This is a genomic window from Arthrobacter melezitosi (assembly GCF_054511055.1).
In genome coordinates this window covers 222375-248410 of record NZ_JBTNDJ010000004.1, presented here as the reverse complement: position 1 = coordinate 248410, position 26036 = coordinate 222375, and the positions used below count along the sequence as shown (strand labels likewise).

Below are 26036 nucleotides of genomic sequence, written 5' to 3'. Positions count from 1 at the left end.
GCAAACCTCAAATCGCCGCCGCCCGGCCCGATGCGGTGAAACCTCAGTCGTCGGTGAGGGTGACGCCGATCCCGCCGACCAGGGCCGAGGAAATGTTGTACAACACGGCGGAAAGCATGGCCAGGGCCGTCAGGAGCACGACATTGACGACGGCGATGATCGTGGCGAAGGACACAACCTGACCCAGGGAGGCGAACTGCCGCAGGTCGAACCCGCCGCTCTCCGTGCCGGCGATCTCGCGCAGCAGGTCGTTGACCCCGTCGAAGATGCCGGTGAGGTCCAGGACGGTCCAGATGACGATGGCGGCCACGACCGTGACGATGCCCAGGGCGACCGACAGGAGGAAGGCCATCTTCAGCACCGACCACGGGTCGACCTTGCTGACGAGCAGGCGCGCCTTGCGTGCCTTGGCCTTCGGAGCCGGCTTCACCAGTCCGGGCCGCGCACCCGACTTCGTCGGCTGTCCCGCCGAGGGTCGCTGTGCGGGCCGGGCCGGGGCGTTGACCCGCGGACCGCTTCCAGGCGAACGCACTGTCCCGCTGGACCGCGGATTTGTGTTGGCCGAGCTCACTCGCTACCTCCGTTTTCCGGCGACTCAGCGTCGAGCTCAGCCGTTTCTTCTGTCGACAACGGTACTTCATCGGCAGCCCGCGGCGAAGAACCACCCACTGTGCCGTCCGGTGCGACCTCCAGGATCTCCGCTTCCTCCACCGCGTCGTCGTCCACGGCCATCGAACGCTCGCTGTTGCGGGCAACCCCGATGATACGGTCCGTCTTGTCCGGCTTGGCGAAGATGACGCCCATCGTGTCCCGGCCCTTCGCCGGTACGCCGGTGACCGCCGAGCGGACGACCTTGCCCCCTTCCATCACCACGAGGACCTCGTCGCTCTCCTGAACGACGAGCGCACCGACAAGGTCGCCGCGTTCCTCCGCAAGCTTGGCCACCTTAATGCCCAGGCCGCCGCGCCCCTGGACGCGGTACTCATCGACCTTGGTTCGCTTGGCGAAACCGCCTTCGGTGACGATGAAGACGAAGGAGTCGTCGCTGACCACGTCGGCGGCGAGGAGTTCATCGTCGGCCCTGAACTTCATGCCGGTCACACCCGAGGTCGCCCGGCCCATGGGGCGCAGCGCCTCGTCGGTGGCGGTGAAGCGCAGCGACTGGCCCTTGCGGGAGACAAGCATCAGGTCGTCGGATTCGGAGACGAGCTGCGCCGAGACCAGTTCGTCGCCGTCGCGCAGGTTGATCGCGATGACGCCGGCCGAACGGTTCGTGTCGTAGTCCTCGAGCCGCGTCTTCTTCATCAGGCCGCGCTTGGTGGCCAGGACCAGGTACGGGGCCTGCTGGTAGTCGCGCAGGTCGAGCACCTGGGCGATTGTCTCGTCGGGCTGGAACGCCAGCAGGTTCGCCACATGCTGGCCCTTGGCGTCGCGGGCGGCCTCGACCAGTTCATAGGCCTTCGCCCGGTACACCCGCCCAAGGTTGGTGAAGAACAGCAGCCAGTGGTGGGTGGTGGTGACGAAGAAGTGCTCGACGACGTCGTCGCCGCGCAGCTGCGCGCCGCGGATGCCCTTGCCGCCGCGTGCCTGCTGGCGGTAGTTGTCGCTGCGGGTGCGCTTGACGTATCCCCCGCGGGTGATGGTGACGACCATCTCCTCCTCGGGAATGAGGTCCTCCATGCTCATGTCGCCGTCGTAGCCCATGAGGATCTCGGTGCGGCGGTCATCGCCGTGCCGGTCGACGATTTCCTGGAGCTCGGTCGAGACGATGGAGCGCTGGACCTCCGGGGAGGCGAGGATCCGCTGGTACTCGGTGATCTCCCGCTCGAGCTTGTCGTGCTCGTCCTGGATCTTCTGCCGTTCCAGGGCGGCCAGGCGGCGCAGCTGCATATTGAGGATGGCCGCGGCCTGGACCTCGTCGATGGAGAGCAGGGTCATCAGTCCGCCGCGGGCGTCCTCCACGGTCTGGGAGGCGCGGATCAACGCGATGACCTCGTCGAGGGCGTCGAGTGCCTTGAGGTAGCCGCGCAGGATGTGGGCCGCCTCCTCCGCCTTGCGCAGCCGGTAGCGGGTGCGCCGGACGATCACTTCGAGCTGGTGGGTCACCCAGTGCCGGATGAACGCATCGAGGCTGAGCGTGCGCGGCACGTTGTCGACGATCGCGAGCATGTTGGCGCTGAAGTTGTCCTGCAGCTGGGTGTGCTTGTAGAGGTTGTTCAGCACCACCTTGGCCACGGCGTCGCGCTTGAGCACGATAACCAGGCGCTGGCCGGTGCGGCCGGAGGTCTCATCGCGCAGGTCGGCGATGCCGCTGATCTTGCCGTCCTTCACCAGGTCGGCGATCTTGATCGCCAGGTTGTCCGGGTTGGCCTGGTAGGGCAGTTCGGTCACCACCAGGCAGGTGCGGCCCTGGATCTCCTCGACATTGACGACGGCGCGCATGGTGATCGAGCCGCGGCCGGTCCGGTAGGCGTCCTCGATGCCGCGGTGCCCCAGGATCTGGGCGCCGGTCGGGAAGTCCGGGCCCTTGATCCGCACGATCAGCGCCTCGAGCAACTCCTCCTTGGAGGCCTCGGGGTTCTGCAGATACCACTGGACGCCGTCGGCCACCTCGCGCAGGTTGTGGGGCGGGATGTTCGTCGCCATGCCCACGGCGATGCCGGAGGAGCCGTTGACCAGGAGGTTGGGGAAACGGGACGGCAGGATCGTCGGTTCCTGGTTCTTGCCGTCGTAGTTGTCCTGGAAGTCGACGGTTTCCTCGTCGATGTCCCGGACCATCTCCATGGCCAGCGGGGCCATCTTGGTCTCGGTGTACCGGGGGGCGGCCGCGCCGTCATTGCCGGGGGAGCCAAAGTTGCCCTGGCCCAGGGCCAGCGGGTAGCGCATCGTCCAGTCCTGGATGAGGCGCACGAGGGCGTCGTAGATCGCACCGTCACCGTGCGGGTGGTACTGGCCCATGACCTCGCCGACCACGCGGGCGCACTTGTTGAAGGAGCGCTCGGGGCGGTAGCCGCCATCGAACATGGCGTAGAGCACGCGGCGGTGGACCGGCTTCAGTCCATCCCGGACGTCGGGCAGGGCACGCCCGATAATGACGGCCATGGCGTAGTCAAGGTAGGACCGCTGCATCTCGGTCTGCAGGTCGACCTGTTCGACACGGTCGGTCAGCACCTCCCCGGCCAGGGGTTCCTCGGGTGCGGCTCCGTCGTTCGGCGTCTCGCTCATAAGTCCTTATTCCATTCGTTCAAGATTTTTCACCGCGGGCAGGGGACGCCGGGGCGCCGGCGCGGGCCGGCACCCGATGGACGCCTAGATGTCCAGGAAGCGCACGTCCTTGGCGTTCTGCTGGATGAAGTTCCGGCGGGACTCGACGTCCTCGCCCATGAGCACCGAGAAGACCTGGTCGGCTGCGGCGGCGTCGTCCATGGTGACCTGGAGCAGCGTGCGGCGGTCGGGGTCCATCGTGGTCTCCCACAGTTCGGTGTAGTCCATCTCGCCCAGGCCCTTGTAGCGCTGGATGCCGTTGTCCTTGGGCAGGCGCAGGTTGTTGGCGAGCCCCTGGCGGATCGTCTCGTCCCGCTCCTTGTCGCTGTAGACATAGGCGTGCGGGGCGTTCGACCACTTGATCCGGTACAGCGGCGGCTGCGCCAGGTACACGAATCCGCTTTCGATCAGCGGGCGCATGTACCGGAAGAGCAGGGTCAGCAGCAGGGTGGTGATGTGCTGGCCATCCACATCGGCGTCCGCCATCAGGACGATCTTGTGGTACCGGGCCTTGGCGACGTCGAAGTCCTCGCCGATGCCGGCGCCGAAGGCCGTGATCATGGCCTGGACCTCGCTGTTGCCCAGCGCCCGGTCGAGGCGGGCCCGCTCGACATTGAGGATCTTTCCGCGCAGGGGAAGGATCGCCTGCGTCTCGGGATTGCGCCCGCGGACGGCGGAGCCTCCTGCGGAGTCACCCTCCACGATGTAGATCTCGGACTTGGCGGGGTCCTTGGACTGGCAGTCCTTGAGCTTGCCGGGCATCCCCCCGGACTCCAGCAGGCCCTTGCGGCGGGTCGATTCGCGGGCCTTGCGGGCCGCGAGGCGCGCCTGGGCCGCCTGGATCGACTTGCGGATGACGTCGCGGGCGGGCCCGGGATTGCGCTCCAGCCAGTCTCCCAGCTGGTCGGTGACGACCCTCTGGACGAAGCCCTTGGCCTCGGAGTTGCCCAGCTTCGTCTTCGTCTGGCCTTCGAACTGCGGCTCGCCGAGCTTGACGGAGATGACCGCGGTGAGTCCCTCGCGGATGTCGTCGCCGGTCAGGTTGTCGTCTTTTTCCTTGATGATGTTCTTGTCGCGCGCGTACTTGTTGATCAACGTCGTCATGGCGGCCCGGAACCCCTCCTCGTGGGTTCCGCCCTCATGGGTGTTGATGGTGTTGGCGTAGGTGTGGACGCTCTCCGAATAGGCGGTGGTCCACTGCAGCGCGACCTCGACGGCGATCTTGCGCTCGGTGTCCTCGGTTTCGAACGCGATGACGTCGTCGTGGATCACCTCGACGCGCTTCGAGGAGTTGAGGTGCCGCACGTAGTCGAGCAGGCCGTTTTCGTAGAGGTACTCCACCTGGCGGTGCTTGGGGGTGTCGTCCACCGGGGCGTCACCGGGCTCGTGGTGCTCGGTGATCTCGTCGGTCTCGATGTCCGCCCGCTCATCGAGCAGGGAGATGCGCAGCCCCTTGTTAAGGAAGGCCATCTGCTGGAACCGCGCGCGCAGGGTCTCGTAGTCGAACTCAACGGATTCAAAGATCGCCTCGTCCGGGTAGAACGTCTGGGTGGTTCCGGTCTCGGTGGTTTCCTCGCCCCGGACCAGCTCGCCGATCGGCTTGCCGCCGTCGGCGAAGGACTGGTGCCAAACGTAGCCCTGGCGCCGCACCTCGGTCTCGACCCGCTTCGAGAGCGCGTTCACAACCGAGATGCCCACACCGTGGAGCCCGCCCGAGACCGCGTAGCCACCGCCGCCGAACTTTCCGCCCGCGTGGAGGATGGTCATGACGACCTCGACCGTGGGCCGGCCCTCGGTGGGGTGCATGTCCACGGGGATGCCGCGGCCGTTGTCGACGACGCGCACCCCGCCGTCCGCGAGGAGCGTCACCTCGATGGTGTCGGCGTGACCGGCAAGTGCCTCGTCGACCGAGTTGTCCACCACCTCATAGACAAGGTGGTGGAGGCCGCGGGGACCCGTTGACCCGATGTACATACCGGGGCGCTTGCGCACCGCCTCGAGGCCTTCGAGCACCGTGATGTCGCTGGCACCGTAGCTGTGGGAGGTCGCTGCTGAGAGGGCGGGAGATTCGCCGACCCCAATCTTTACATCGCTAGCGTTCAACTCGTTCTCGTTTGCCACAGGCGCAGTCGACTCCTCGGTGTTTTTTGTGCGGGGAAACTCTCCCTATTCTACCCTGCGGGAGGTGACAAACCGGCACGGACCCGCCTCTAGCGGCCAATAACGGCGGTTTTAAGCCAATAGCAGGCTGGCTGTGGGGGCCGTATACGTCGGAAAGCCCTCCGGGAGCTCTATCCGGCACTCACGGGATTCCGGGCACCGGGTCCAAACCCAACGGCCCCGGCAGGCCGCCGTGACCCCGGTCACCCGTAGGTGTCGCGCGGACCACGGCCCTTCACCGAGCGCCCGCCCTTGCGCCAGCTCGGTCCGGCCGGCCCCACAACCGATATCCGGGTCACGACCTTCGGGCCCAGTTCGGCGTCGAACCGGCGGAGCAGTTCGGGGCTGATCAGCCGGAGCTGGGTCGCCCAGGCGGTGGAGTCGCAGCGCACCAGCACGGTGGTTCCATCGAAGCTTTCGGGATGGCAGTGGGAGGCGATCTCAGCACCCACAAGCTCGGTCCAGCGTGCGAGGACGGAGCCCACGGCCACGGGTGAGTTCCACCCGCGTTCAGCCAGCAGCCGGTTGAAGACGTTGCCCAGGCCCTCGGGGTCGCGTCCGCCGTACAGGGGTGCCGGTGAGTAACGGCGCCGGGAAGCCGCCGGGCTGCGCCGTCCGACCGGAACCCTCGGGGTGCCGCGGGACTGCGACGCCTCCCGGAGCCGGTTCAGGAGCACCTCCGGGGCGTTCCGCTCCACTTCGGCCGGGACATCGGTCCCGCCGCCGGCCCCGGGCTCGACCTGCCCGGGGCCCGTGTCCGGCGCCGGACGGTCCGCGCCTTCACCGGCATCGACGGCGGGCGGGCGGGCGCCCGCCGTCTGCCCGGCGTCGGGCCGGGCGCCGCCGAGGTCCGGTCGGTCAGCCTTCCGAGGCATCGATTCCTCCAGGAACGACGCGGAGCTGCCTCCCGGTCAGCTCCTCCGGAATATCCCCGGGGACGGCGGCCGTGACAAGCACCTGCTCCGCGCCGGAGACGATCTTCGCAAGTTTCTGTCTCCGCTGAGTGTCCAACTCGGCGAAGACGTCGTCAAGGATCAGCACGGGTGTTGCCCCGGGGGTCTGGTCCTCCTCGTTGAGCAGGTAGTAGGAGGCAAGGCGCAGTGCAAGCGCCATGGACCAGGTCTCCCCGTGGGAGGCATACCCCTTGGCCGGGGCCGGTCCCAGCATGAGGTCCAGCTCGTCCCGGTGCGGGCCCACCAGGGAGATCCCGCGGTCCAGCTCCTTCTTCCGGTGCTGCACCAGCGCCTTCAGGAAGCGCCGGGTCAGCTCCGCCGGCTCGGCTCCGCCGAGTTCCTCGGTGCGGTGCCCGGCGGCCTCCGACTCCTCGTCGAACAGGCCCGCCACGGTGGCCCGGTAATGGGCCGACGCGTCCTTCGTGCCGTCGGTGAGCTCGGCGTAGGCCCGGGCCAGGTGCGGCTGGAGCCTGTCGACAAGGCCCAGCCGTGCGTGCAGGAGCCGCGACCCCGTTTCCGCAAGGTGCTGGTCCCACACCTCGAGGGTTGCCTCATGGGCCCCCGAAAAGCGGCCGGCCGCCCGGGCCGACTTGAGCAGCGCGTTGCGCTGCTTGAGCACCCGCTCGTAGTCGGCCCGCAGGGCGGCCTGGTGCGGAACCAGCGTCACCAGGACCTCGTCGAGGTAGCGCCGCCGGACGGCCGGGTCGCCCTTGACCAGGGCAAGGTCCTCGGGGGCGAAGAGCACAGTGCGGAGGATGCCGGCGGCCGCGCGCGCCCGGACCGGATTCGCCCGGTTGATCCGGGCCCGGTTGGCTCCGGCTGCGTTGATTTCCACCTCGACGCTTGTCCGCTGCGCACCACGGACAAGCTTTCCGCGCACCAGCGCCCTCTCGGCGGAAAAGCCGATCAGGGGTTTGTCGGTGCTGACCCGGTGCGAGGAAAGCGAGGCAAGATAGCCGATCGCCTCGACGATGTTCGTCTTCCCCACACCGTTGGGTCCGACAAACACCGTCACTCCGGGACCCAGCCCGGCGTCGAGCTGGGAGTAACTGCGGAAATCAGTGAGGGATAGGTGCTCTATGTACACCTTCCCCCGCTCAGGCGGAGTCCTGGCGGGCCGGGCGTACCGCGTGCCCGCCGAACTGGTTCCGCAGCGCGGCAACCATCTTCATCGCAGGAGAGTCATCCTGGCGGGAGGCGAAGCGGGCGAAGACCGATGCGGTGATCGCGGGGGTGGGCACCGCATTCGCGATGGATTCCTCGACGGTCCAGCGTCCCTCACCCGAGTCCTCGACGTAACCGGCAACCTTGGCCAGCTCGGGATCGTCCTGCAGCGCATTGACCATCAGGTCCAGCAGCCAGGAGCGGACGACGGTCCCCTTCTGCCAGGCGGTGAAGGTTCCCGGCACATCCTTGATGATGTCCTTGGCCTGGAGGAGCTCATAGCCCTCGGCATAGGCCTGCATGAGTCCGTACTCGATCCCGTTGTGGACCATCTTGGCGTAGTGTCCGGCTCCGATGTCCCCGACATGGACGAAGCTCTCCTGCCGCTCACCTTCGGGCCGGAGCACGTCGAAGATCGGCATGGCGCGGGCGATGTCGGCTTCGCTGCCGCCGGCCATCAGGCCGTAGCCGTTCCCGAGGCCCCACACACCGCCGGAGACGCCGCAGTCGACGAAGGAAATACCGTGCTCGGCGAGCAGCGCACCGTGGGCCTGGTCGTCGGTGAAGCGGGAGTTGCCGCCGTCAATGACGAGGTCGCCCTCCTGCAGGGTTGTCGACAGTTCACGCACAACGCTATCGGTCACGGCACCCGCCGGAACCATCACCCAGATGATCCGCGGGGCCGGGACAGCGGCGACAAGCTCTTCGATGGAGGGCACGTCGCTCAGATCGGGGTTTCGATCGAACCCGGTGACCGTCACGCCCCCACGACGCAGCCGTTCCCTCATGTTGAAGCCCATTTTGCCTAGTCCAATGAGTCCAATATGCATTGCAGTTTCTCTTTCTAGCGTGGGGTCGGCCGGCGGTACCGCCGGTCCTTACTGGTTCGGAAGCCGAACGGGCATCAGCAGGTACCGGTAATCTTCCCGGTCCTCGCCCGTGGCTTCCTCCTGCGCCGACATGACAGCCGGTTTGGGCGGGGATGTGAACGAAAAGCGCACAAATTTGCTGGGGAAGGCCCCCAGACCTTCGCTGAGGTACTGCGGATTGAAGGCGACGGTGATGTCGTCGCCGTCCAGGGTTGCCTCGATGGCCTCCGACGCCTGGGCGTCCTCGCCGGTACCGGCGTCGAGGGCGACCTGGCCCTGGGTGAACGCAAGCCGGACCGGCGTGTTCCGCTCGGCCACCAGCGATACACGCCGCACCGCTTCAACGAGCGCGCTTGTCTCGACGGTGGCGTGGATCGGGGTGGTCTCCGGGAAGAGGGAACGGATCTTGGGGTAGTCACCGTCCACGAGCAGCGAGGTGGTGCGCCGGCCTCCGCTTTCGAAGCCGATCAGCTCGCTGTCATCGGAGAAGGCGATATTCAGGTCCCCGGCGCCGCCGAGGGTCTTGGCGACCTCGTTGAGGGTCTTGGCCTTGACGAGGGCGCTGGTGGAGATGCCCGGAGTCGACGGCTTCCAGGAAACCTCACGCAGGGCGAGACGGTAGCGGTCGGTGGCAAGCAGGGTGATCAGGTCATCTTCGATCTCCATGCGGACGCCCGTGAGGATGGGCAGGGTGTCGTCGCGGCTGGCGGCGATGATCACCTGGGAGACGGCCTGGGCAAAAGCGTCGCCGTCCACGACGCCGCTGACGGCGGGCAGCTTCGGAAGTTCCGGGTACTCGCCCTCGGGCATCGTGGCGAGGTTGAACCGGCTGTTCCGGCAGGTGAGCGTGACTTTCGATCCGTCGGTGGCCACCTCGACGGGGGCCGAGGGCAGGCTGCGGCAGATATCGGCCAGGAGGCGTCCCGAGACGAGGATGGTTCCTTCCTCGCTGATGTCGGCGGGGATCTCAAGGCGCGCCGAGATCTCATAGTCGAAGCTCGCCAGGCTGAGGGCTCCGCCGTCGGCCTTGATGAGCAGCCCTGCCAGTACGGGGACAGGGGGGCGCGGGGAAAGGGAGCGTGCTGCCCAGGAGACAGCCTCCGCGAGAACGTCCCGCTCAACTCTGAATTTCACGGAAGGAAGCCGCCTTTCACAATGTACCTCTTGAGTACTACCACCGACATGGACGTACGGGGGCCGGGTCCGGTGCCTGTGCGGAATGAGAATCCGGGAGTGCACGGTGGACCCCAACCCTGCTTGGAACACAGCTTAGCCTGAGCAGCCCCTTCCCGTGGATGGGTGAAGGGTGCCGTTGGCCGGCACCGGAGAAGACGGTCCGGAACGGGCCGGGTCCCGGGCCGGCCCGGGGTGCAGGAACACGAGAGTGTTATCTGAAGAACTTTTTGAAGTTTAAGGTTCGTAGTGTTAATAACTGCTGTGGAAACTGTGGATAAGTCCACCCGCCGCCTGCAATCCGCGGATCTGCCCTGTGCACAACCTGTGTGCCCACATCTCGTCCCCGACGGCGCCCCTGTGGGGGAAATCCTTGTCATTTCGCGGATCCACAGGCCGGGCCGTAGTTTTCCTCAGGATCCCGGGGGTTGTTCGACGAGTTATCCACAGTTGTGTCCACAGCTGTTAATTTCCCGCCGGCACGGCGGGGATTCCCAGGGGCGCCTCAGGCTTCCCGCTGCTTGTGTTTGATGCGGTTTGTCAGTTCGGTCACCTGGTTGAAGATCGCCCGGCGCTCCGCCATGAGTTCACGGATCTTGCGGTCGGCGTGGATCACGGTCGTGTGGTCGCGCCCCCCGAGTTCCTGGCCGATCTTGGGAAGGGACATGTCGGTCAGTTCCCGGCAGAGATACATGGCGATCTGCCGGGCCGTCACCAGGGTGCGGGTACGGGACTTGCTGCACAGTTCCTCGAGGCTGATCTGGAAGTAGTCGGCGGTCTGGGCCATGATCACCGTCGAGGTGATTTCCTGGGCGCCGTCGTCGGAGATCAGATCCTTCAGGACGATTTCGGCCAGGTTCACATCGACCGGCTGCCGGTTCAAGCTGGCGAACGCCGTCACCCGGATCAGGGCGCCCTCCAGCTCGCGGATATTCGTGGCGATCTTCGAGGCGATGTACTCAAGGACGTCGTCCGGGGCGCTCAGGCTGTCGCTGATCGCCTTCTTGCGCAGGATGGCGATGCGGGTCTCGAGCTCGGGCGGCTGGATATCGGTCAGCAGCCCCCACTCGAACCTGGACCGCATGCGCTCCTCGAAACCGGAGAGCTGTTTCGGCGGCAGGTCCGAGGTGATCACCACCTGCTTGTTGTGGTTGTGCAGCGCATTGAATGTGTGGAAGAACTCCTCCTGGGTGCGGTCCTTGCCCGAGAGGAACTGGATGTCGTCGATGAGCAGGATGTCCACATTGCGGTAGGTCTGCTTGAAGCTCGTGCCCTCGTCGTCGCGGATCGAGTTGATGAAGTCGTTCGTGAATTCCTCGGAGTTCACGTACCGGACCCGGATGCCCGTGTAGAGGTGCCGGGCGTAGTGGCCGATCGCATGCAGGAGGTGGGTCTTGCCAAGTCCCGAATCGCCGTAGATGAATAACGGGTTGTACGCCTTGGCGGGCGCTTCGGCGACGGCGACGGCGGCGGCATGGGCGAACCGGTTCGATGAGCCGATCACGAAGGTGTCGAAGATGTACTTGGGGTTGAGGCGCCCGAACTCGTGGGAGTTGCTCGGCGGCGTCGGTGAGGGCTTCGGCTCCTCACGCTGCTCAGGTGAGGGAACCGACTCGGGAACCGCCGGCTCCTCCTCGGCGACCGGGGTCAGGTCGGGGTCGATGACGAAGGCACACTGGATATCCTCGCGGAACACCTCGTGCAGGGCTTCGTCCAGGGCCGCCTTCAGCTGGGTCTGGAGCACCTCGCGGGTCAGTTCGTTCGGGACGGCGACCAGCATCGTCGTCCCGATGAGCCCCTGGGCCTGCGCCAGGACGACGAAGCCACGCTGCCTTGGCGTGACGCGGTCGTCATGCTCGAGGGTACGGATCACCTTCCGCCACGAGCTGCCGACGTCGTTGACCTCGTCCGTTTCCACCACTAATACCCCTCAAAACTCCACAGTCCGCACTTGAAAACGGCCGTCATCCACAGGGTTGTACACAGATGGTGGATAAACCGGCCCTGCCAAGACTAGAGGATGCAATCTGCAGAAGATAGCGGCCAATCCGTGGACAAAGCGGGGCCGGCGGCTCCTTCCGAAGGCATTCCGGCGCCCCCTGGCGCGGGCCAGCGGCCGCCGATTGTCCACAGGCGGATGTCCACAGGTGTGGATGAAGCCGTGGATTGGGGCCGCCGTTGCCCGGTTTGACGCTGCTGTGTCCCGTCGCCTAACGTTATGTAGTCCTTTATGTCTGCATTTCGCATGCCATCACGACTGTTCCGGGTAGTAAGAGGCCTCGGATGCGTGGCGGCGTCTCGAGCGTCCTGCGGGTGTGCACCTTAATCGCGTCAGTCTGTTCTTCCCCCTTGTTGCAATGGGCCGGACGCATCTCAAGATCGTCTTGGAGTAAACACAGTGAGCAAGCGGACCTTTCAGCCGAATAACCGCCGTCGTGCCAAAAAGCACGGTTTCCGCCTTCGCATGCGCACCCGCGCAGGCCGTGCCATCCTGTCGGCACGCCGCAGCAAGGGCCGCACCGAACTGTCGGCATAGCGGTACAACCCCTTCCGCGATGAAGCCCAGCCTGGATCGTGCGGTCGTCGATACTTTTCCGGTTCCTTAGGAGAGGCGCATTCGATGCTCGCAAAGATCCACAGGGTGCGCGTCGCCGGAGATTTTGCACGGACCGTACGTTCCGGTGCCCGCTCAGGGCGCCGGAACGTCGTCATATACGCCGCCTCCCGTGAAAACGGTGAACCCACCCGGTGCGGCTTCATCGTAGGGAAGAACGTGGGCAACGCCGTCAGGCGCAACCTGGTCAAGCGGAGGCTGCGTGCCGCGGCCGCATCCTTCATCGACCGCAATCCCCAGGGCCTGGACCTGGTTGTCCGTGCCCTGCCCGCTTCGGCCCTCGCCGGGTGGGACGATCTGAGCAGGGATTTCCACAAGGCGGCGGCCGCCGCCCTCCAGCGGTGCAGGGAAAGGGAAGGTGCGTCGTCGTGAGGACCACCGGTTCCCGGTCCTGGCACCTCCTGCTCGATGCTCCCCGCGGTGTGCTGATCCTCCTGCTGAAGGTCTACCGGCGGATCGTCTCCCCCCTTTACGGTCAGGTCTGCCGGTTCTATCCCAGCTGCTCGGCCTATGCACTTGAGGCGGTGACGGTCCACGGCGCCCTCCGGGGAAGTACGCTTGCGGTAAAGAGGGTCCTGCGGTGCCATCCCTGGAACGACGGCGGCGTGGATCACGTGCCAGAGGGTGGCAGGATTTTTCCCCAGGGGAAAGTGCCCGCGATAGTTGTGTTGAACCACCCGGTCATTCCGGACGATGACGAAAGCCGCCCGAGCGGCTCGAGGAGCTAACTGATTATGGATTTCTTCGGGACGATTCTGTTCCCCTTCCGGTGGCTGGTGTCCTGGATCATGGTGATGTTCCACGAGGGCTTCACCTTCCTGGGACTGGACGCGGCGTCCGGGTGGACCTGGACGCTGTCGATCATCGGACTGGTCGTCGTGATCCGTGCGGCCCTGATTCCCGTCTTCGTCAAGCAGATCAAGGCGCAGCGCGGCATGCAGGCCCTGCAGCCGGACCTGCGCAAGCTCCAGCAGAAGTACAAGGGAAAGACCGACCAGCTTTCGCGCCAGGCCATGACGCAGGAGCAGATGGCCCTGTACAAGAAGCACGGGACCAACCCGTTCGCCGCCTGCCTTCCCATCCTGATCCAGATGCCGTTCTTCTTCGCCCTCTTCACCGTGCTGAACGGGATCTCGAAGGCGAGCCGGGAAGGCGAAGGCATCGGTGCGCTCTCCCCGGAGGCCGTGCGCGAGTTCGACGACGCCACCATTTTCGGGGCACCGCTGTCCTCGACCTTCCTGGGTAGCTTCGGCGGCAACTTCAACCTGAGCGTGATCATCCTCTCGGTCATCATGATCATCGCCATGACCGCCTCGCAGTTCATCACGCAGAAGCAGATCATGGCGAAGAACATGTCGGCGGAGGCGATGGAGAGCCCCTTCATGCGCCAGCAGAAGATCCTGCTCTACATCCTTCCGCTGGTCTTCGGCATCGGCGGCATCAACTTCCCCATCGGCGTCCTGATCTACTGGACGACCACGAACGTCTGGACCATGGCCCAGCAGTTCTACGTCATCCGGCGCATGCCGACCCCGGGCTCACCCGCAGCGAAGGCACTTGCGGAAAGGCGTGCCAAGAAGGGGCTGCCGGCCGTGCCGCTGCTCGGTGAGCGGCAGGGCGAGCCCGTCGTCGAGACGGTTGCACAGCCCCGTGTCCAGCGGGTCCAGCCACAGCGCAAGAAGAGGAAGAAGAAATGAGCATCGACAACGAACGCCCGGATCCCGCGGACCTCACCGAGGGGGACGGCGATGACGCGTCGAAGGCCTCCCGCCTGGAGGACGAGGGCGACGTCGCCGCGGACTACCTCGAAGAGCTCCTCGACATTGCCGACATCGACGGGGATATCGACATCGAGGTGCGCAGTGGCCGCACCTACATCTCCATCGTCTCCGAGGACAGCAGCAACAGCGGCCTGAAGGCCCTCGTCGGGCGTGACGGCGAAGTCCTCGAGGCGCTGCAGGAACTGACCCGGCTCTCGGTCCTGACGGCGACCTCGGCACGCTCGCGCCTGGTCCTCGACGTCGACGGCTACCGCGGCCTCCGCGGCCACGAGCTCCGGAAGATCGCCGAGGACGCCGTGGCCGAAGCCAAGGAGACCGGTGCCGAGGTGGTGCTCGAACCGATGAGCGCCTACGAGCGGAAAATCGTTCACGACGCCGTCGCGGAGCTGGGCTTCGTGAGCGAATCGGAGGGCGAAGGACCCGGGCGGCACATCGTGGTCACCACCGCAGATGACTGAGGATCGGGTCCCGTCCGGAAGTGGAACGACTCCCGTGGTGCGTCCCACCAGCGCCGAGCGGGAAGCTTCGGAAACAGTATTCGGTGAACGGTTCGACCTCGCGGAGCGCTTCGTTGGACATCTCGCCACCTCGGGCATCGAGCGCGGACTGCTCGGCCCGCGCGAGGTGCCGCGGTTGTGGGGCCGGCACGTCCTGAACTGTGCCGTCGTCGCCGAACTGATCGATTCCGACCGGTCGGTGTGCGACGTCGGAAGCGGCGCGGGCCTGCCCGGAATCGCGCTGGCCATCGCGCGCCCGGATCTTTCCCTTGTCCTGGTCGAACCGCTTGAGCGCCGGGTGGCCTGGCTCAACGAGGTGGTCGAGGATCTCGGCCTCGATAACGTTTCGGTCCACCGGGCCCGCGCCGAACAGGCGGTCCAGTCGGTCGACGTCGACGTCGTCACCGCGAGGGCGGTCTCGGCGATGTCCAAGCTGGCCGGCCTCACCATGCCCCTCCTCCGGGGCAAAGGCCAGGTCCTGGCGATCAAGGGCCGCAGCGCTGCCGAAGAGGTGGCCGATGCACGGAAGATCATCCGCCGGCTCGGCGGCAGCAGCGTTGAGATCGTCACCGCAGGGGCAACCGTGCTGGAGGAGCCGACGACAGTGGTGCGCATCACCGTCGGATAGCCTCCCGGTGGGCGGCGGCATGAGTGGCGGGGAACCGGCTGCTGCGTCGCCGCGCGGGAGCGCCGGCAACGGCAGCCAAGCCGTTAGTCTTAGAAGTAACAGTGCCTGGCATGTTGGAAGTGAGCTACCGAGTGACTATGAAAGACACCGCATCTAAGCGGAACTCGACCTTGTTGGTTGCAGGAGCGCCGCTGGCGGTAGGGCTCGGAGATATACAACCCGAAGTGTTTGCAGATCCGGCTAACACCGGAATTGTTTCACGTGAAACCACCTTTTCCCTTTCCGACTCCTCGGAGGCGGAGGCCCCCGCCAAGAAGGGCGGGAAGGGCAACAGCGTGATGGAAGCGATGGACGACTCCTCCCCGCTGGGCAGGGAGCTGGCCAGTGAGACCCGGCGGAGGGAGAAGCTGCTCGGACGCAAGCTTCCCCGCCCGGAGTCGACACGGGTGGTCACCATCAGCAACCAGAAGGGCGGGGTGGGCAAGACCACGACCACCGTGAACATCGCCGCCGCCCTCGCCTCCTCCGGCCTCAACGTGCTGGTGATCGACATCGACCCGCAGGGCAACGCCTCAACGGCGCTGGGCATACCCCACCACGCCGAGGTCGACAGCATCTACGACGTCCTGATCGATGACCTGCCCCTCAGCCAGGTCGTGGCCCCATGCCCCGATATTGGAAACCTGATCTGTGCGCCCGCCACCATCCACCTCGCCGGTGCCGAGATCGAACTCGTCTCCCTGGTGGCCCGTGAGCAGCGGCTTCGCCGCGCCATCGACGTCTATGCCAAGGAACGCGCCGAGAACGGCGAGCCCAGGCTCGACTACATCTTCATCGACTGCCCGCCCAGCCTGGGCCTGCTCACGGTCAACGCGTTCGTTGCGGCGCGGGAAGTCCTGATCCCCATCCAGTGCGAGTACTACGCCCTCGAGGGGCTCAGCCAGCTGCTGAAGAACATCGAGATGATCCAGAAGCACCTTAACGCCGACCTCGTGGTCTCGACAATCCTGCTGACCATGTACGACGGCCGAACCAACCTTGCGGCCCAGGTGGCCGCCGAGGTGCGCGAGCATTTCCCGAAGCAGGTCCTGAAGGCGGTTGTGCCGCGTTCGGTGAGGATCTCCGAGGCACCGAGTTACCAGCAGACCGTGATGACCTATGACCCGTCGTCGTCCGGTGCGCTGTCCTACCTCGAGGCCGCAGCGGAAATCGCCGAGCGGAGTTAGCCTTACCGGGTGCCGGCTGGGCCGCCCCTAGACTGTTCCTAGCGTCGTATGTCGCGGACCGAAGAGGTTCGCAATCTGAAAGGGTAACCAATGGCGGAAAAGCGCCGGGGTCTTGGCCGTGGTCTGGGAGCGCTCATCCCCAGTGCTCCACCGGAGGAGGCGGAAGCCTCAGCGGATCTCCAGAAGCATTCCGGCCGACCGGCCGACCTCTTTTTCACCTCCGGCCAGGGAACCGATGGGTCCCCGGGCGCGAAGCGTGCCTCCCGCGGTAGCGGGATCAACAAGGATGCGTTGATGGCTCCGGCACGGCGGAACGGCGGTAAGCCAGCGGGCAAGCCGGCGTCTGCAGTTCGGCGCGGGGAAGCTTCCCCCGCCGCAGAGGACGGCGCCGCGTCGGAGGCCGCCGCCACGCCTGCACCTCCAGCCGTTTCACGTGAAACCGAGCAGTCGAAATCGCGGCCCTCTGCGGCGGGAGCGGGGCTGGTACCCGCCACCGAGACTGCGCCGGCCGTGGATGCCGCGTCGTCCAAGAACGGGAAGAGGACCGCTGCGGGTGCGTCCCGAAAGAAGGACGCGGCCGGGTCCCCGCCAGCGTCCGCTAACGGCTCCACAGCGCCGCAGCAGCCTCACGCGGACCCGGGGCCTGCGGAGGCGCCCGGTGATCCCGCCCAGGCGCCGGCAGCGGCTGCGGTGGCTCCGGCGGCTCCTGCGGTGGCTCCAGAGGCTCCTGTGGAGGAGTCAATCGGAACGGGTCCGGACACCGCTCAGGACGCCGCGCCGGTCGGGCCCCGGGCCGGGGAGCTACCGACGACGGCGGCTGACCCCGTGACGGCCGACGCCGTGCTGGGCACAATGGGTCAGCCGGACGCGGGTACGGACACGGGGGAACTTCTCCAGGTACCCGGTGCCCGGTTCGCCGAGCTCCCACTGGACGCCATCCACCCGAACCGGAAGCAGCCGCGGTCGGTCTTTGACGCCGATGAGATGGCGGAATTGGTCCATTCCATCCGGGAGATCGGCGTCCTGCAGCCGATCGTCGTGCGCCCCTCCTCCGAGAAGGGAGACGCACCATACGAGCTGGTCATGGGCGAGCGGCGGTGGCGGGCCACCCGGGAGGCCGGGTTGGAGACCGTCCCGGCGATCATCCGGTCGACGGCCGACGATGACCTGCTCCGCGACGCGCTGCTTGAAAACCTTCACCGCAGCTCGCTCAATCCGCTTGAAGAAGCGGCGGCCTACCAACAGCTGCTCGATGACTTTGGATGCTCGCACGAAGAGCTCGCAGAGCGCATCGGCCGCTCACGGCCGCAGATTTCCAACACCCTGCGGTTGATGAAGCTGCCTCCGCTGGTGCAGCGGCGGATTGCGGCCGGGGTGCTTTCGGCCGGCCACGCCCGGGCGCTCCTGGGTCTCGCTGATCAGGCCGAGATGGAAAAGCTTGCCCAGCGCATTGTGGCCGAAGGGCTCTCCGTCCGGTCGACCGAGGAAATTGTTGCGATGAGCGACGGACTCCGGCGGGCGGCGAAGCCGACCTCCCCGCGCAGTGCGGCGCGCCACGAGCGCCTCGACTACCTGGCAACTTCGCTTTCCGACCGCCTGGACACGAGTGTGAAGATCACGCTCGGGGCCCGCAAGGGCAAGGTCAGCATCGAGTTTGCCAGCGTTGACGACCTCAACCGCATTATGTCGGTCCTGGCCCCGCCGGCGTCCTAGCACGTCGATCCAGCGCCGGTCCGTTTCACGTGAAACGGGCCGGCGCTCTGTTATATCCACTCTTTCAGCACCCGCACTTGGCATCGTAGTGGCCGTGGCATCGCACGAGGCAGGGGAACGGTGATGTCCGTGGAGCGATTTCGGCGCCGCAGCGCCCGCCTGTCTTGTGCCGCTTTCGCATGGTGCATGGTCGTTCAACTCACCGACGGAGGCATTTCCGCCGCCGTCCTCTCCACGGGTTCCCAGCCAGAGAGCGAACCAACCGATCCGCGGGCCCTTCCGCTGCGTATGACCGTTTCACGTGAAACGGGAGCGCGTCCAAGCGCGCGAGGTGCTCGACCGGCTTTCTGCAAGGTGGATGGGTATTCCTGGCATCTTCGCGGTTCTCTCCCGGTCCACCCTGCGGCCAGGTAGGCATGTGGCTTTCATGTTGAACTATGGTGGCGGCTGCGATCGTTGCCGTTTCACGTGGAACGGGCAACACGACGCCCAAGGGGAACGGTGTTGTGCAACGCCGGCGGAAGGCCGGGCAGAGGCGCACGATTGCGTACGCTTCGCAGATCCTCCTTCGAATATTGCGCCGACGCGCAGCGATGCCGCCCGGGCTGCCCCATCGACTGCGTTTCACGTGAAACGGCGAAGATGGCACGAGCGGTACGCCCGCCTTCTCCCGCGGGGCAGGCATAGTGCTCCTCCGCGTGTACGACCCTTCGGTGCGACGCAGTTGCCGTCTCCCCAGATGCGGTGGTTCGACTATCGCACATCCGTTCTGCCACGCGGCCGCACCTTCGACGACTGTCCTCCACGACTTCGGGTCAGTGGGGTGCGGGGATCACCCTGCGCGTTCCTGGCTTGACTTGGTTTGGTTTGGTGTGGTTTGGCCTGGCCCGCCGCGGCCGCTACCGATTTCGGCTGAACGCGACCGTGCCGCACGGCCGACATGGATGGGCCGCCGGGGTCTGGAGGGCTGCTGCCGGCAGTCTGCCGTCCGCGGCGGCGGCGGTTCACACGGTTCCGGAGCAGAGAGCTGTATCGGCAAATGCACAACGGGTGGGTGGCCTGGCCGTACCGTTCTGCGCCGGGAGCCGCTGCACAACGGCCGTTTCACGTGAAACAGAAGACCCAGGTGTGCGCCTCATATGCTCGTCACCTCGATCGCCTAGCCGTGGCGCCTGGCGTTCGTTCCGCTCCCGAGGCGGTCGCCTCGCTCCCGGGACGGCGCTGTCGCCCGGTTGCCGGGCTCTCGACACGACCCAAAGTGGCATGGCTGCGGGCAACCGGCCGGCCCTGCGGCTCGCGGTTTGCCGGAGTGAGTGGAGCCGGCGCGAAAACGCCCCTCCGCGGTACTGCGGGCAAACCGACGACACTCGCCCCCTTCGGCTTGGCGCCTTGGGGAAGTGTTGCTGTTTCACGTGAAACTACGTCGCCCGATGGAGGGGCCGGCACGGAGGAGGCTCAGTGAGCGGTGCCACAGTGCGGATCCTCCGCGATCATGATCCGGAGACTCGACCGGAGTATCATCCTCGGTGCGGTGCGGTGCGGTGCGGTGCGGTGCGGTGCGGTGCGGTCGGGTCCGGTGCAGTGAATTCCGTGCGCCGTTCGTGCGCTGGGGCCCCGCCGACGGTTAGATACTGCTCTCCGGCCCCTGCCCCCGGTGCCGTTTTCCGTGGGATGAGCTCCAGGTGAGCTGACACCGCAGCATAGTCAACGGACAATTTCGGGGCCATTCGCGCTGCGGCGCTTACGGCCCGCATAGCGGTCCGTCGTTTCACGTGAAACGGAGACGGGGTCGTCCCGGGACTCGTCATGTCGGGACCTGGGCCCACCCCGGTCCACCCCCCCTCCCGCCTCTCCGACGACCGACGCAGGTGTCCGGTTGTGCCGCAGGCATGCCGGTGTGCGCCGGGCGCGGCGGCCAGCTGGCCGGGAATTGCCGGCCGCGGGCGACCGCCGCCAACCCCGGGTGCCAGCGGGGGCACAGAGCGCTATTCGGCCCTCCACGGCCTTCCTCCAACTCCACGCCGGATGACCGGAAGCACAGAACGAGGGAACACTGTTGCCTTTGGTGCTACGGCCTCCGGCGGCTTGCAACGAGATGCTTCATCCCCGTACTCAGCGACCCAGCCATCTGCACTGGCGGCCCCTACACTCTTGGCGGGTGCGGCGCAGCGCTGGTCCGCCCCGGTGGTGCCCACCCGCCGTCGGGACCTTCCCTACCGACTGGTGCTACCGATCCTCCGGTGGAGCTGATGCCTCGGAGGCGCTGACGCCCGGGTCCGAGCCCGTCGGACGCGCCGGTCGGCCGGTGGAACCTATGCAACGGTGTGTGGTCCGGGGCCAGGCAAAAGGAAAGGCCGGCCGTCCTTTAGGGACGGCCGGCCTCAACGCGTGCCCTGAGGGCCCGGTGCCTTAGTTGATGAAGGCGGAGAATTCCTGCTCAAGTACCTGCTTCGGCTTGGCGCCGATGGACTTGGCCGCGACCTCGCCGTCCTTGAAGACGTATACCGCAGGGATCGAGGTGATCCCATACTTGGCGGCGATGGCCGGGTTGTCGTCGACGTTCACCTTGACGACGTCAATTTTCTCGGAGTGCTCTCCGGCAATTGCATCGAGGATCGGTGAAAGCATGCGACAGGGCCCACACCACTCGGCCCAGAAATCAACAATAACCGGCTTCTGCGACTGGAGGACATCCGTGTCGAAGGTTGCTTCGCTTACATCTTTGGCAGTGCTCATTGTGATCTCCCTTGGTGGATTAGACGAGTGACTGTTCGGATACTGCTTCGGCCGGCGGTGTTGGAACAGCCGCCGCCGTCTTCGCAGCATCGCCCAGGTCCGCCAGATAGTGTTCAACGTCAATAGCAGCCGCAGCCCCTGAACCGGCGGCTGTAATGGCCTGGCGGTAGGTGGGGTCGATGACGTCACCGGCCGCGAAGACGCCCGGCAGGGAGGTCTTCGAGGTCCTGCCGACGACGGCAATGGTGCCCTCCGGTGTGAGGGTCAGCTGGTCCTTGATCAGTTCGATGCGCGGATCGTTGCCGATGGCGACGAAGACGCCTGTGACGTCGAGTTCGCTCGTGGAACCGTCAACCGTGTTTCGGAGCTGGACTCCGGAGACCTTACTCTCGCCACGGATCGCGGTGACCTCGGAGTTCCAGATGAAGCGGATCTTCTCGTGGGACAGGGCGCGGTCCTGCATGATCTTCGATGCACGGAGGGTGTCCCTGCGGTGGACGACGGTGACGGACCGGGCGAACTTCGTCAGGAAGAGCGCCTCCTCGAGGGCGGAGTCGCCCCCTCCGACGACCGCAATGTCCTGGTTGCCGAAGAAGAAGCCGTCACAGGTGGCGCACCAGCTTACGCCGTGGCCCGAGAGCCGCTTCTCGTCCTCAAGGCCCAGCTCACGGTAGGCGGAGCCGGTGGAGATGATGACGGCGCGGGCCAGGAACGTCTCTCCCGTCGCAATGGTCACCTTCTTGATGTCGCCGGTCAGCTCTACGGAGACAACGTCTTCGAAGAGGACCTCGGTGCCGAAACGCACCGCCTGCTTCTCGAAGTTTTCCATCAGCTCGGGGCCGAGGATCCCCCCGGGGAATCCGGGGTAGTTTTCCACGTCGGTGGTATTCATCAGCTCACCGCCGGCCTTGACGGAGCTGGCGATAAGGAGCGGCTTCAGGTTTCCCCGTGCCGCGTAGACGGCCGCTGTGTAACCGGAGGGCCCGGATCCCACGATGATGACATCGCGGATTTCCTGCTCGGCCTCGGGTGTTCCGCCTGCGGCGGTCTCGGTATCAGTTGTCACGTTTTCGGTGAACCTTCCTATCTGGGTGCACGCTGCATTAGCCTGCGCATGGATCTCCGCCGACCCCTAGCACAACCACGCCTGTTCGCCGGTTATTCCGACGGGCGCGTCCGGTTGAATCGAGCATGCCAAGGGGAGCCATTTGTCTTCTTAGGAGACGCCGATCTCGGCAATGCGCAGTCCCCAGGGGAACTGTGCCTGAATGTTCGAGAGCCGGGGCAATTGGGTGAAGTTGACGATCACGTAGCGCGCCGTCGCGGGTTCGCCGTCCCCCTGGGGAACGGGCAGGGTGACGGAGGGGCCGGTGAAGCCGCCCTGGGCAATCTGCTCCGCGCCGTCCAGGGTGGGGGCGTCGTTGAGCAGCACCGAGAAGTTGCCTCCGGTTCCGTTCAACTGGTCGATGCGGACCTCGGAAATCGTCGATTCCTCCTCGAGCTCGACCACGAGGGCCAGGCTTTGTGCCAGTCCGCCGAAGACGTCATTCGCATAGACGTAGCTTCCCCAGAAGGTCGCGGGGTTGTTGTCGACGGTCAGGGGAAGGTTCGGATCATTGGGAGCATCCAGGTTCTGATTGCTGGGAACCAACCGGGTTACGCCGGTGATGACCGGGGGGATGGCCTCCACGGCGGGCTCCGCCGATTCACTGGCGGCGCCGGAGGGTGTGGATTGCCCACCCTGCGTCTCCCCGCCCGGAGAGGTGGGGTCGTCATTGGCGGTGGGGTTCGACAGGCCACCGATCGTCGTTGCGGCCAGCACCACGGCGACGATCAGGATCAGCGAAAGAACCGCTCCGACCAGGATGCGGGTGAACCGCCGGTTTCCCTCGGGGCGCTCCTCCTCGTACTCATCGCGGTCGTCCCCGTCATCCACCGCCGACGAGGCCGGGAAACGTGAAGGGGCCCGTTCCGGCGTCCCTGCCGCCGAGGCAGCCAGGGCCGAGGCGCCCATAACGGCACCGGCATTCCTGCCGGTACCCGACGCTGCAGGCTCACCGGGCAGGCGGGTCACCTTCGGGCTGGCACCACCCTGCGGGTGGGGGTCGCCCGCGGCAGGACCACGACCGGGTCCCGGTGCCGCGGCGGGGGGCATTGCCGGTGCGGGCGGCACCGGCCTGGCCGCCTTCGGAAGCGATTCGGTGCCTACGGCATGCTGTTCCGCAGTTCCGGCCCCACCGGCGGTCACCGGCTGCGGATCCTCGGCTGCCGCGGCTCCCGCTGCTGTGGCTCCCGCCGCGGAGCGGCCGAACTTCTTCGAGAGGTTGGCGAACGGCGAGCGGCGCTCGGAATGTTCCTCCTCGTCGTAGGGGCTCTCGTCGTAGGTCTCCGGCTCGGTGGAGCGGGCCACCCCGAAGATTTCCGACCCCAGGGTGTCGGTGAAGAACGGCTCGATATACGGGGCGTCCTGCTGCACGATCAGGTCGAGCAGGTCCGCAGCGGATGCCCGGTTCGTGACGAGGTAGGTGCCGCCTTCGGTGATTCCTAGGTCAAGGACCTGGATCGACCCGTGGCGTTCACCGGTCGCCACCTCGCGGGCGCTGGAGGCCACCTGGCCCGCGTTGGACGGCGAAGCGACAAGGATGCTGACGGGGCGGTTCAGGACCTGGTCGACACCGTCGAGGACCAGATCCTTGTCAGCAGATGCCAGCACATAGGCGGTGACTTTGTATCGGCCCCCTAGCACTGAACCGACGTCTACTGCTTCTGGCACGTTTTCCTCCCGCGGAAAGCTGGCTGATTTTTACCCATGCTACCCGTCAGGTGCCTGTTCCCCGGGTTTCGGCGTCAGTTCCCTTTCCGCTTAAACCGGGCGAGCAGCGGGGAGAGGAATTCGCTGAGCTCGCTGACCTTCAGTGCCTTCAGGGCGGCCAGATAGATCAGTGCCATCAAGGCACCTCCGATAACAAGGACGGCGGTCGAATGCAGGACCGATTGCCAGACGAAGCCGTCGGGCCGGTAGGCTCCGGCCAGCCACAGGAGTGCCGAGCCGCCGGCCGCGGCGGCGATGCCCGCGAGGGTGAGCCGCACGTGCACATCGAAGATGTGTCCGGCGCCGTAGCTCCCGATCGTCCGCCGGAGGAAGAAGTGGCTCACCGCCACCGCCACCACATTGCCCACCGAGTACCCCACGGCGAGCATGGGGACAATCAGCTCGGGCTGGAAAGCGCCGGCGGCGAGGGCGAAACCGACTCCGACAACCGAAAGGATCAACTGGATCTTGAGGGGGGTGATGACATCCTCGCGGGCGTAGAACACCCGGTTCAGGAAGAAGTTGGCACTGAGGAACGGGGCACCGAGGGCCAGGAGGGCGATGATCACAGCGTTGATGGCGCCGCTTGCCTGCGATCCGCCGCTGAAGAGCATGCCCAGCGGCACGGCCAGGGTGAGCAGGGCCGCGGCTCCAAACACCGTTGCCACCCCGATGGTGCGCAGGCCGCGCGAGAGGGTGTCCCTCAGCACCGCGAGGTTGTCGTCGGCGTGGGCTGCGGCCAGCTGGTTGAACAGGACTGTGGCAAGGGAGACGGCAATGACCGAGTGCGGAAGGACGTAGACCAGCGAGCCGACCTCCAGGTTGGCCAGTCCGGCGATCGGTTGGGGAGGGGTGCGGTTGGCATAGTCGGCGCGTGCCTCGGTGGCGATGGTGGCCACCCACTGGTTCACCAGGTACAGGCCGTTGCCGACGAGCATCGTGATGATGGTGACCGATGCGAGCTTGCCGGTCTGACCGAAGCCGACACCGCGCCAGCCGAACCGTGGGCTCAAACCGAGGCCAAGCTTCCGCAGTGGAAGGAACAGCACAAGGGCCTGCACCACGATGCCCAAGGTCGTACCGCCGGCAAGCAGCAGGGTGTGGGTGAGCGTCCAGTTCTCCGGGGTGTGCCCGGCGGTGCGTTCCGGGCCGAGGAGCACGATGAACGCCGTGAGGAATCCGATGGAGATGACGTTGTTCACCACGGGCGCCCAGGTGTAGGGCCCGAAGGAACCATTGGCGTTCAGCACCTGGCCGATGATGGCGTACAGCCCGTAGAAGAAGATTTGCGGCAGGCACCAGTAGGCGAAGGTGGTCACCAGGGCCAACCGGTCTCCGGAAACGTTGCTGACGAGGTCCGCGATGAACGGAGCGGCGAGCGTTGCCAGGACCGTCAGGACCAGCAGCCCGCAGACCGCCAGCGTGATCAGGCGGCTGATGTAATCCGCCCCTCGGTCGTCCTTGCGGCTTGCCTTGATGATCTGCGGGACCAGGACGGCGTTGAAGACTCCGCCGGCGACCATCAGGTAGATGAAGTTCGGGAGGTTGTTGGCTGCCGGAAACAGGTCGGAGACCTGGCCAAGGGTGCCGATCGCCGTGGCAAGCAGCGCGACGCGGATCAGGCCGAGAAGCCGGGACACAAGGGTTCCCGCGGCCATGATGGCGCTGGAGCGGGCCGTCGTGTCTTCACCCGGGCCGCCGGCCACTGTGCCGACGGCGTGTTCCGCCGCTTCGGCCGTGCCGTCAGCACGCCCCGGTGTGCGCTCCCGTATTACACCGGTGTCCTGCACCGGGATCGAAGCTGTGTTGCTTTCGGACATCGAGAACGTTCGTCTCCTTGCGTGACTCTGCGTCAGAGGTAATTCGGCAGGACTTCGCGGGCCAGATCCGCGATGCGCCGTTCGTTGGGGAACGAGAGCTTCCGACCCAGTTCATCGAGGGGAACCCATGCGACCTCCACTGCCTCATGGTCGGGATCGTTCTCGATGGTCAGGTGCCCGCCGGTGGCGATGAGGAGGAAGTGGTGCACTGTCTTGTGCACCCGGTGTCCGCTGACCGTGAACCAGTAATCGATGCTTCCCAGTGCGGTAACGATGTCACCGCGGATGCCGGTCTCTTCCTCGATCTCGCGGACAGCCGCCTGCTCGCTGTTCTCCTGGTTCTCGGGGTGGCCCTTCGGCAGGCACCACTCAAGCCTGCCGCCGCGGTTAAGGCGTGCGATGATCGCCACGTTCAGGGTCCCGGTGGTAGTGTCCACAACGATCCCGCCCGCCGACACCTCCTCCACCGTGGGCAGCTGGTGCTGCGGCGCAGGCGTGCCCGGGCTTCCCATTGACACTGTCAACGGGGTGCGTTTAGGTGCACTTGGAACGGGTCGGTCCATGCAGACCACTCTAACGATCTTTAACGACACGCAATGACGACGGCTGGCCGTACGGGCCGCAAC

At 66.1% G+C, this 26036-nt stretch carries 21 protein-coding genes; 8 read left to right on the top strand and 13 right to left on the bottom strand.

The window, feature by feature from the left end; all coding sequences use genetic code 11:
* Window positions 1-43 precede the first annotated feature (43 nt).
* From ACX80W_RS07200 to dnaA, 8 genes are all read right to left on the bottom strand, one after another.
* Window positions 44-571: a DUF3566 domain-containing protein gene (locus ACX80W_RS07200; RefSeq protein ID WP_459281787.1), complete on the bottom strand. Its 528-nt coding sequence runs from the start codon at window positions 569-571 to the stop codon at window positions 44-46.
* The gene (gene gyrA, locus ACX80W_RS07195; RefSeq protein WP_459281785.1) at window positions 568-3225 is read right to left on the bottom strand and encodes a DNA gyrase subunit A; all 2658 of its coding nucleotides are present in this window, start codon (window positions 3223-3225) and stop codon (window positions 568-570) included. The genes ACX80W_RS07200 and gyrA overlap by 4 nt, the downstream gene beginning before the upstream one ends.
* A gap of 84 nt (window positions 3226-3309) precedes the next feature.
* On the bottom strand, window positions 3310-5385 hold the full coding sequence (gene gyrB / locus ACX80W_RS07190) for a DNA topoisomerase (ATP-hydrolyzing) subunit B (RefSeq protein ID WP_459281783.1): 2076 nt from the start codon (window positions 5383-5385) through the stop codon (window positions 3310-3312).
* Between the two features lie 242 nt (window positions 5386-5627).
* Window positions 5628-6122, bottom strand: a complete 495-nt coding sequence (locus tag ACX80W_RS07185) for a DciA family protein (protein ID WP_459281838.1) — start codon at window positions 6120-6122, stop codon at window positions 5628-5630.
* 160 nt (window positions 6123-6282) lie between these two features.
* Window positions 6283-7464 (bottom strand): DNA replication/repair protein RecF, encoded by a 1182-nt coding sequence (gene recF / locus ACX80W_RS07180; RefSeq protein WP_459281781.1) that lies wholly within the window; start codon window positions 7462-7464, stop codon window positions 6283-6285.
* A gap of 10 nt (window positions 7465-7474) precedes the next feature.
* Entirely contained in the window at window positions 7475-8371 is an 897-nt protein-coding gene (gnd, locus tag ACX80W_RS07175) for a phosphogluconate dehydrogenase (NAD(+)-dependent, decarboxylating) (protein WP_459281779.1), read from the bottom strand.
* Window positions 8372-8419: 48 nt separating this feature from the next.
* Window positions 8420-9544: a DNA polymerase III subunit beta gene (gene dnaN, locus ACX80W_RS07170; RefSeq protein ID WP_459281777.1), complete on the bottom strand. Its 1125-nt coding sequence runs from the start codon at window positions 9542-9544 to the stop codon at window positions 8420-8422.
* A 544-nt stretch (window positions 9545-10088) separates the two neighbouring features.
* Window positions 10089-11501: a chromosomal replication initiator protein DnaA gene (dnaA, locus tag ACX80W_RS07165; RefSeq protein ID WP_459281836.1), complete on the bottom strand. Its 1413-nt coding sequence runs from the start codon at window positions 11499-11501 to the stop codon at window positions 10089-10091.
* 480 nt (window positions 11502-11981) lie between these two features.
* On the opposite strand from dnaA, the gene rpmH reads away from it, so the two are divergent.
* From rpmH to ACX80W_RS07125, 8 genes are all read left to right on the top strand, one after another.
* Complete coding sequence (rpmH, locus tag ACX80W_RS07160) at window positions 11982-12119, top strand: 50S ribosomal protein L34 (RefSeq protein ID WP_055854070.1); 138 nt, start codon at window positions 11982-11984, stop codon at window positions 12117-12119.
* A gap of 84 nt (window positions 12120-12203) precedes the next feature.
* Window positions 12204-12569, top strand: coding sequence for a ribonuclease P protein component (rnpA, locus tag ACX80W_RS07155; protein WP_459281774.1), 366 nt, complete (start codon window positions 12204-12206; stop codon window positions 12567-12569).
* A complete protein-coding gene (yidD, locus tag ACX80W_RS07150) occupies window positions 12566-12925 on the top strand; it encodes a membrane protein insertion efficiency factor YidD (RefSeq protein WP_459281773.1) in 360 nt (119 codons plus the stop codon). Before rnpA ends, yidD begins: the two co-directional genes overlap by 4 nt.
* A gap of 6 nt (window positions 12926-12931) precedes the next feature.
* Complete coding sequence (gene yidC, locus ACX80W_RS07145) at window positions 12932-13894, top strand: membrane protein insertase YidC (protein WP_459281771.1); 963 nt, start codon at window positions 12932-12934, stop codon at window positions 13892-13894.
* Complete coding sequence (locus tag ACX80W_RS07140; RefSeq protein ID WP_459281769.1) at window positions 13891-14436, top strand: Jag family protein; 546 nt, start codon at window positions 13891-13893, stop codon at window positions 14434-14436. Before yidC ends, ACX80W_RS07140 begins: the two co-directional genes overlap by 4 nt.
* 34 nt (window positions 14437-14470) lie before the next feature.
* On the top strand, window positions 14471-15103 hold the full coding sequence (gene rsmG / locus ACX80W_RS07135) for a 16S rRNA (guanine(527)-N(7))-methyltransferase RsmG (RefSeq protein WP_459281768.1): 633 nt from the start codon (window positions 14471-14473) through the stop codon (window positions 15101-15103).
* Between the two features lie 338 nt (window positions 15104-15441).
* Window positions 15442-16329: a ParA family protein gene (locus tag ACX80W_RS07130; RefSeq protein WP_459281834.1), complete on the top strand. Its 888-nt coding sequence runs from the start codon at window positions 15442-15444 to the stop codon at window positions 16327-16329.
* A 294-nt stretch (window positions 16330-16623) separates the two neighbouring features.
* A complete protein-coding gene (locus tag ACX80W_RS07125; protein WP_459281766.1) occupies window positions 16624-18042 on the top strand; it encodes a ParB/RepB/Spo0J family partition protein in 1419 nt (472 codons plus the stop codon).
* 2409 nt (window positions 18043-20451) lie between these two features.
* Here ACX80W_RS07125 and trxA read toward each other — a convergent pair.
* The 5 genes from trxA to ACX80W_RS07100 all read right to left on the bottom strand — a co-directional run bounded on the left by trxA (window position 20452) and on the right by ACX80W_RS07100 (window position 25973).
* Window positions 20452-20778 carry a thioredoxin gene (gene trxA, locus ACX80W_RS07120; protein ID WP_459281764.1) on the bottom strand — a complete coding sequence of 109 codons (327 nt, stop codon included), beginning with the start codon at window positions 20776-20778 and terminating at the stop codon, window positions 20452-20454.
* A gap of 19 nt (window positions 20779-20797) precedes the next feature.
* On the bottom strand, window positions 20798-21844 hold the full coding sequence (gene trxB, locus ACX80W_RS07115; protein ID WP_459281762.1) for a thioredoxin-disulfide reductase: 1047 nt from the start codon (window positions 21842-21844) through the stop codon (window positions 20798-20800).
* Window positions 21845-21994: 150 nt separating this feature from the next.
* The gene (locus ACX80W_RS07110) at window positions 21995-23551 is read right to left on the bottom strand and encodes an ABC transporter substrate-binding protein (protein WP_459281759.1); all 1557 of its coding nucleotides are present in this window, start codon (window positions 23549-23551) and stop codon (window positions 21995-21997) included.
* A 74-nt stretch (window positions 23552-23625) separates the two neighbouring features.
* Window positions 23626-25410 carry a murein biosynthesis integral membrane protein MurJ gene (murJ, locus tag ACX80W_RS07105; RefSeq protein ID WP_459281757.1) on the bottom strand — a complete coding sequence of 595 codons (1785 nt, stop codon included), beginning with the start codon at window positions 25408-25410 and terminating at the stop codon, window positions 23626-23628.
* Between the two features lie 32 nt (window positions 25411-25442).
* Window positions 25443-25973 carry an NUDIX hydrolase gene (locus ACX80W_RS07100; RefSeq protein ID WP_459281755.1) on the bottom strand — a complete coding sequence of 177 codons (531 nt, stop codon included), beginning with the start codon at window positions 25971-25973 and terminating at the stop codon, window positions 25443-25445.
* Window positions 25974-26036 lie beyond the last annotated feature (63 nt).

What these genes read in the sequence shown, in the direction of transcription:
- gnd (WP_459281779.1), bottom strand. Translation starts at nt 8,371, where the DNA reads ATGCATATTGGACTCATTGGACTAGGCAAAATGGGCTTCAACATGAGG.
- yidC (WP_459281771.1), top strand. Translation starts at nt 12,932, where the DNA reads ATGGATTTCTTCGGGACGATTCTGTTCCCCTTCCGGTGGCTGGTGTCC.
- trxA (WP_459281764.1), bottom strand. Translation starts at nt 20,778, where the DNA reads ATGAGCACTGCCAAAGATGTAAGCGAAGCAACCTTCGACACGGATGTC.
- gyrA (WP_459281785.1), bottom strand. Translation starts at nt 3,225, where the DNA reads ATGAGCGAGACGCCGAACGACGGAGCCGCACCCGAGGAACCCCTGGCC.
- ACX80W_RS07140 (WP_459281769.1), top strand. Translation starts at nt 13,891, where the DNA reads ATGAGCATCGACAACGAACGCCCGGATCCCGCGGACCTCACCGAGGGG.
- rnpA (WP_459281774.1), top strand. Translation starts at nt 12,204, where the DNA reads ATGCTCGCAAAGATCCACAGGGTGCGCGTCGCCGGAGATTTTGCACGG.
- ACX80W_RS07130 (WP_459281834.1), top strand. Translation starts at nt 15,442, where the DNA reads ATGGAAGCGATGGACGACTCCTCCCCGCTGGGCAGGGAGCTGGCCAGT.
- ACX80W_RS07125 (WP_459281766.1), top strand. Translation starts at nt 16,624, where the DNA reads ATGGCTCCGGCACGGCGGAACGGCGGTAAGCCAGCGGGCAAGCCGGCG.
- murJ (WP_459281757.1), bottom strand. Translation starts at nt 25,410, where the DNA reads ATGTCCGAAAGCAACACAGCTTCGATCCCGGTGCAGGACACCGGTGTA.
- ACX80W_RS07100 (WP_459281755.1), bottom strand. Translation starts at nt 25,973, where the DNA reads ATGGACCGACCCGTTCCAAGTGCACCTAAACGCACCCCGTTGACAGTG.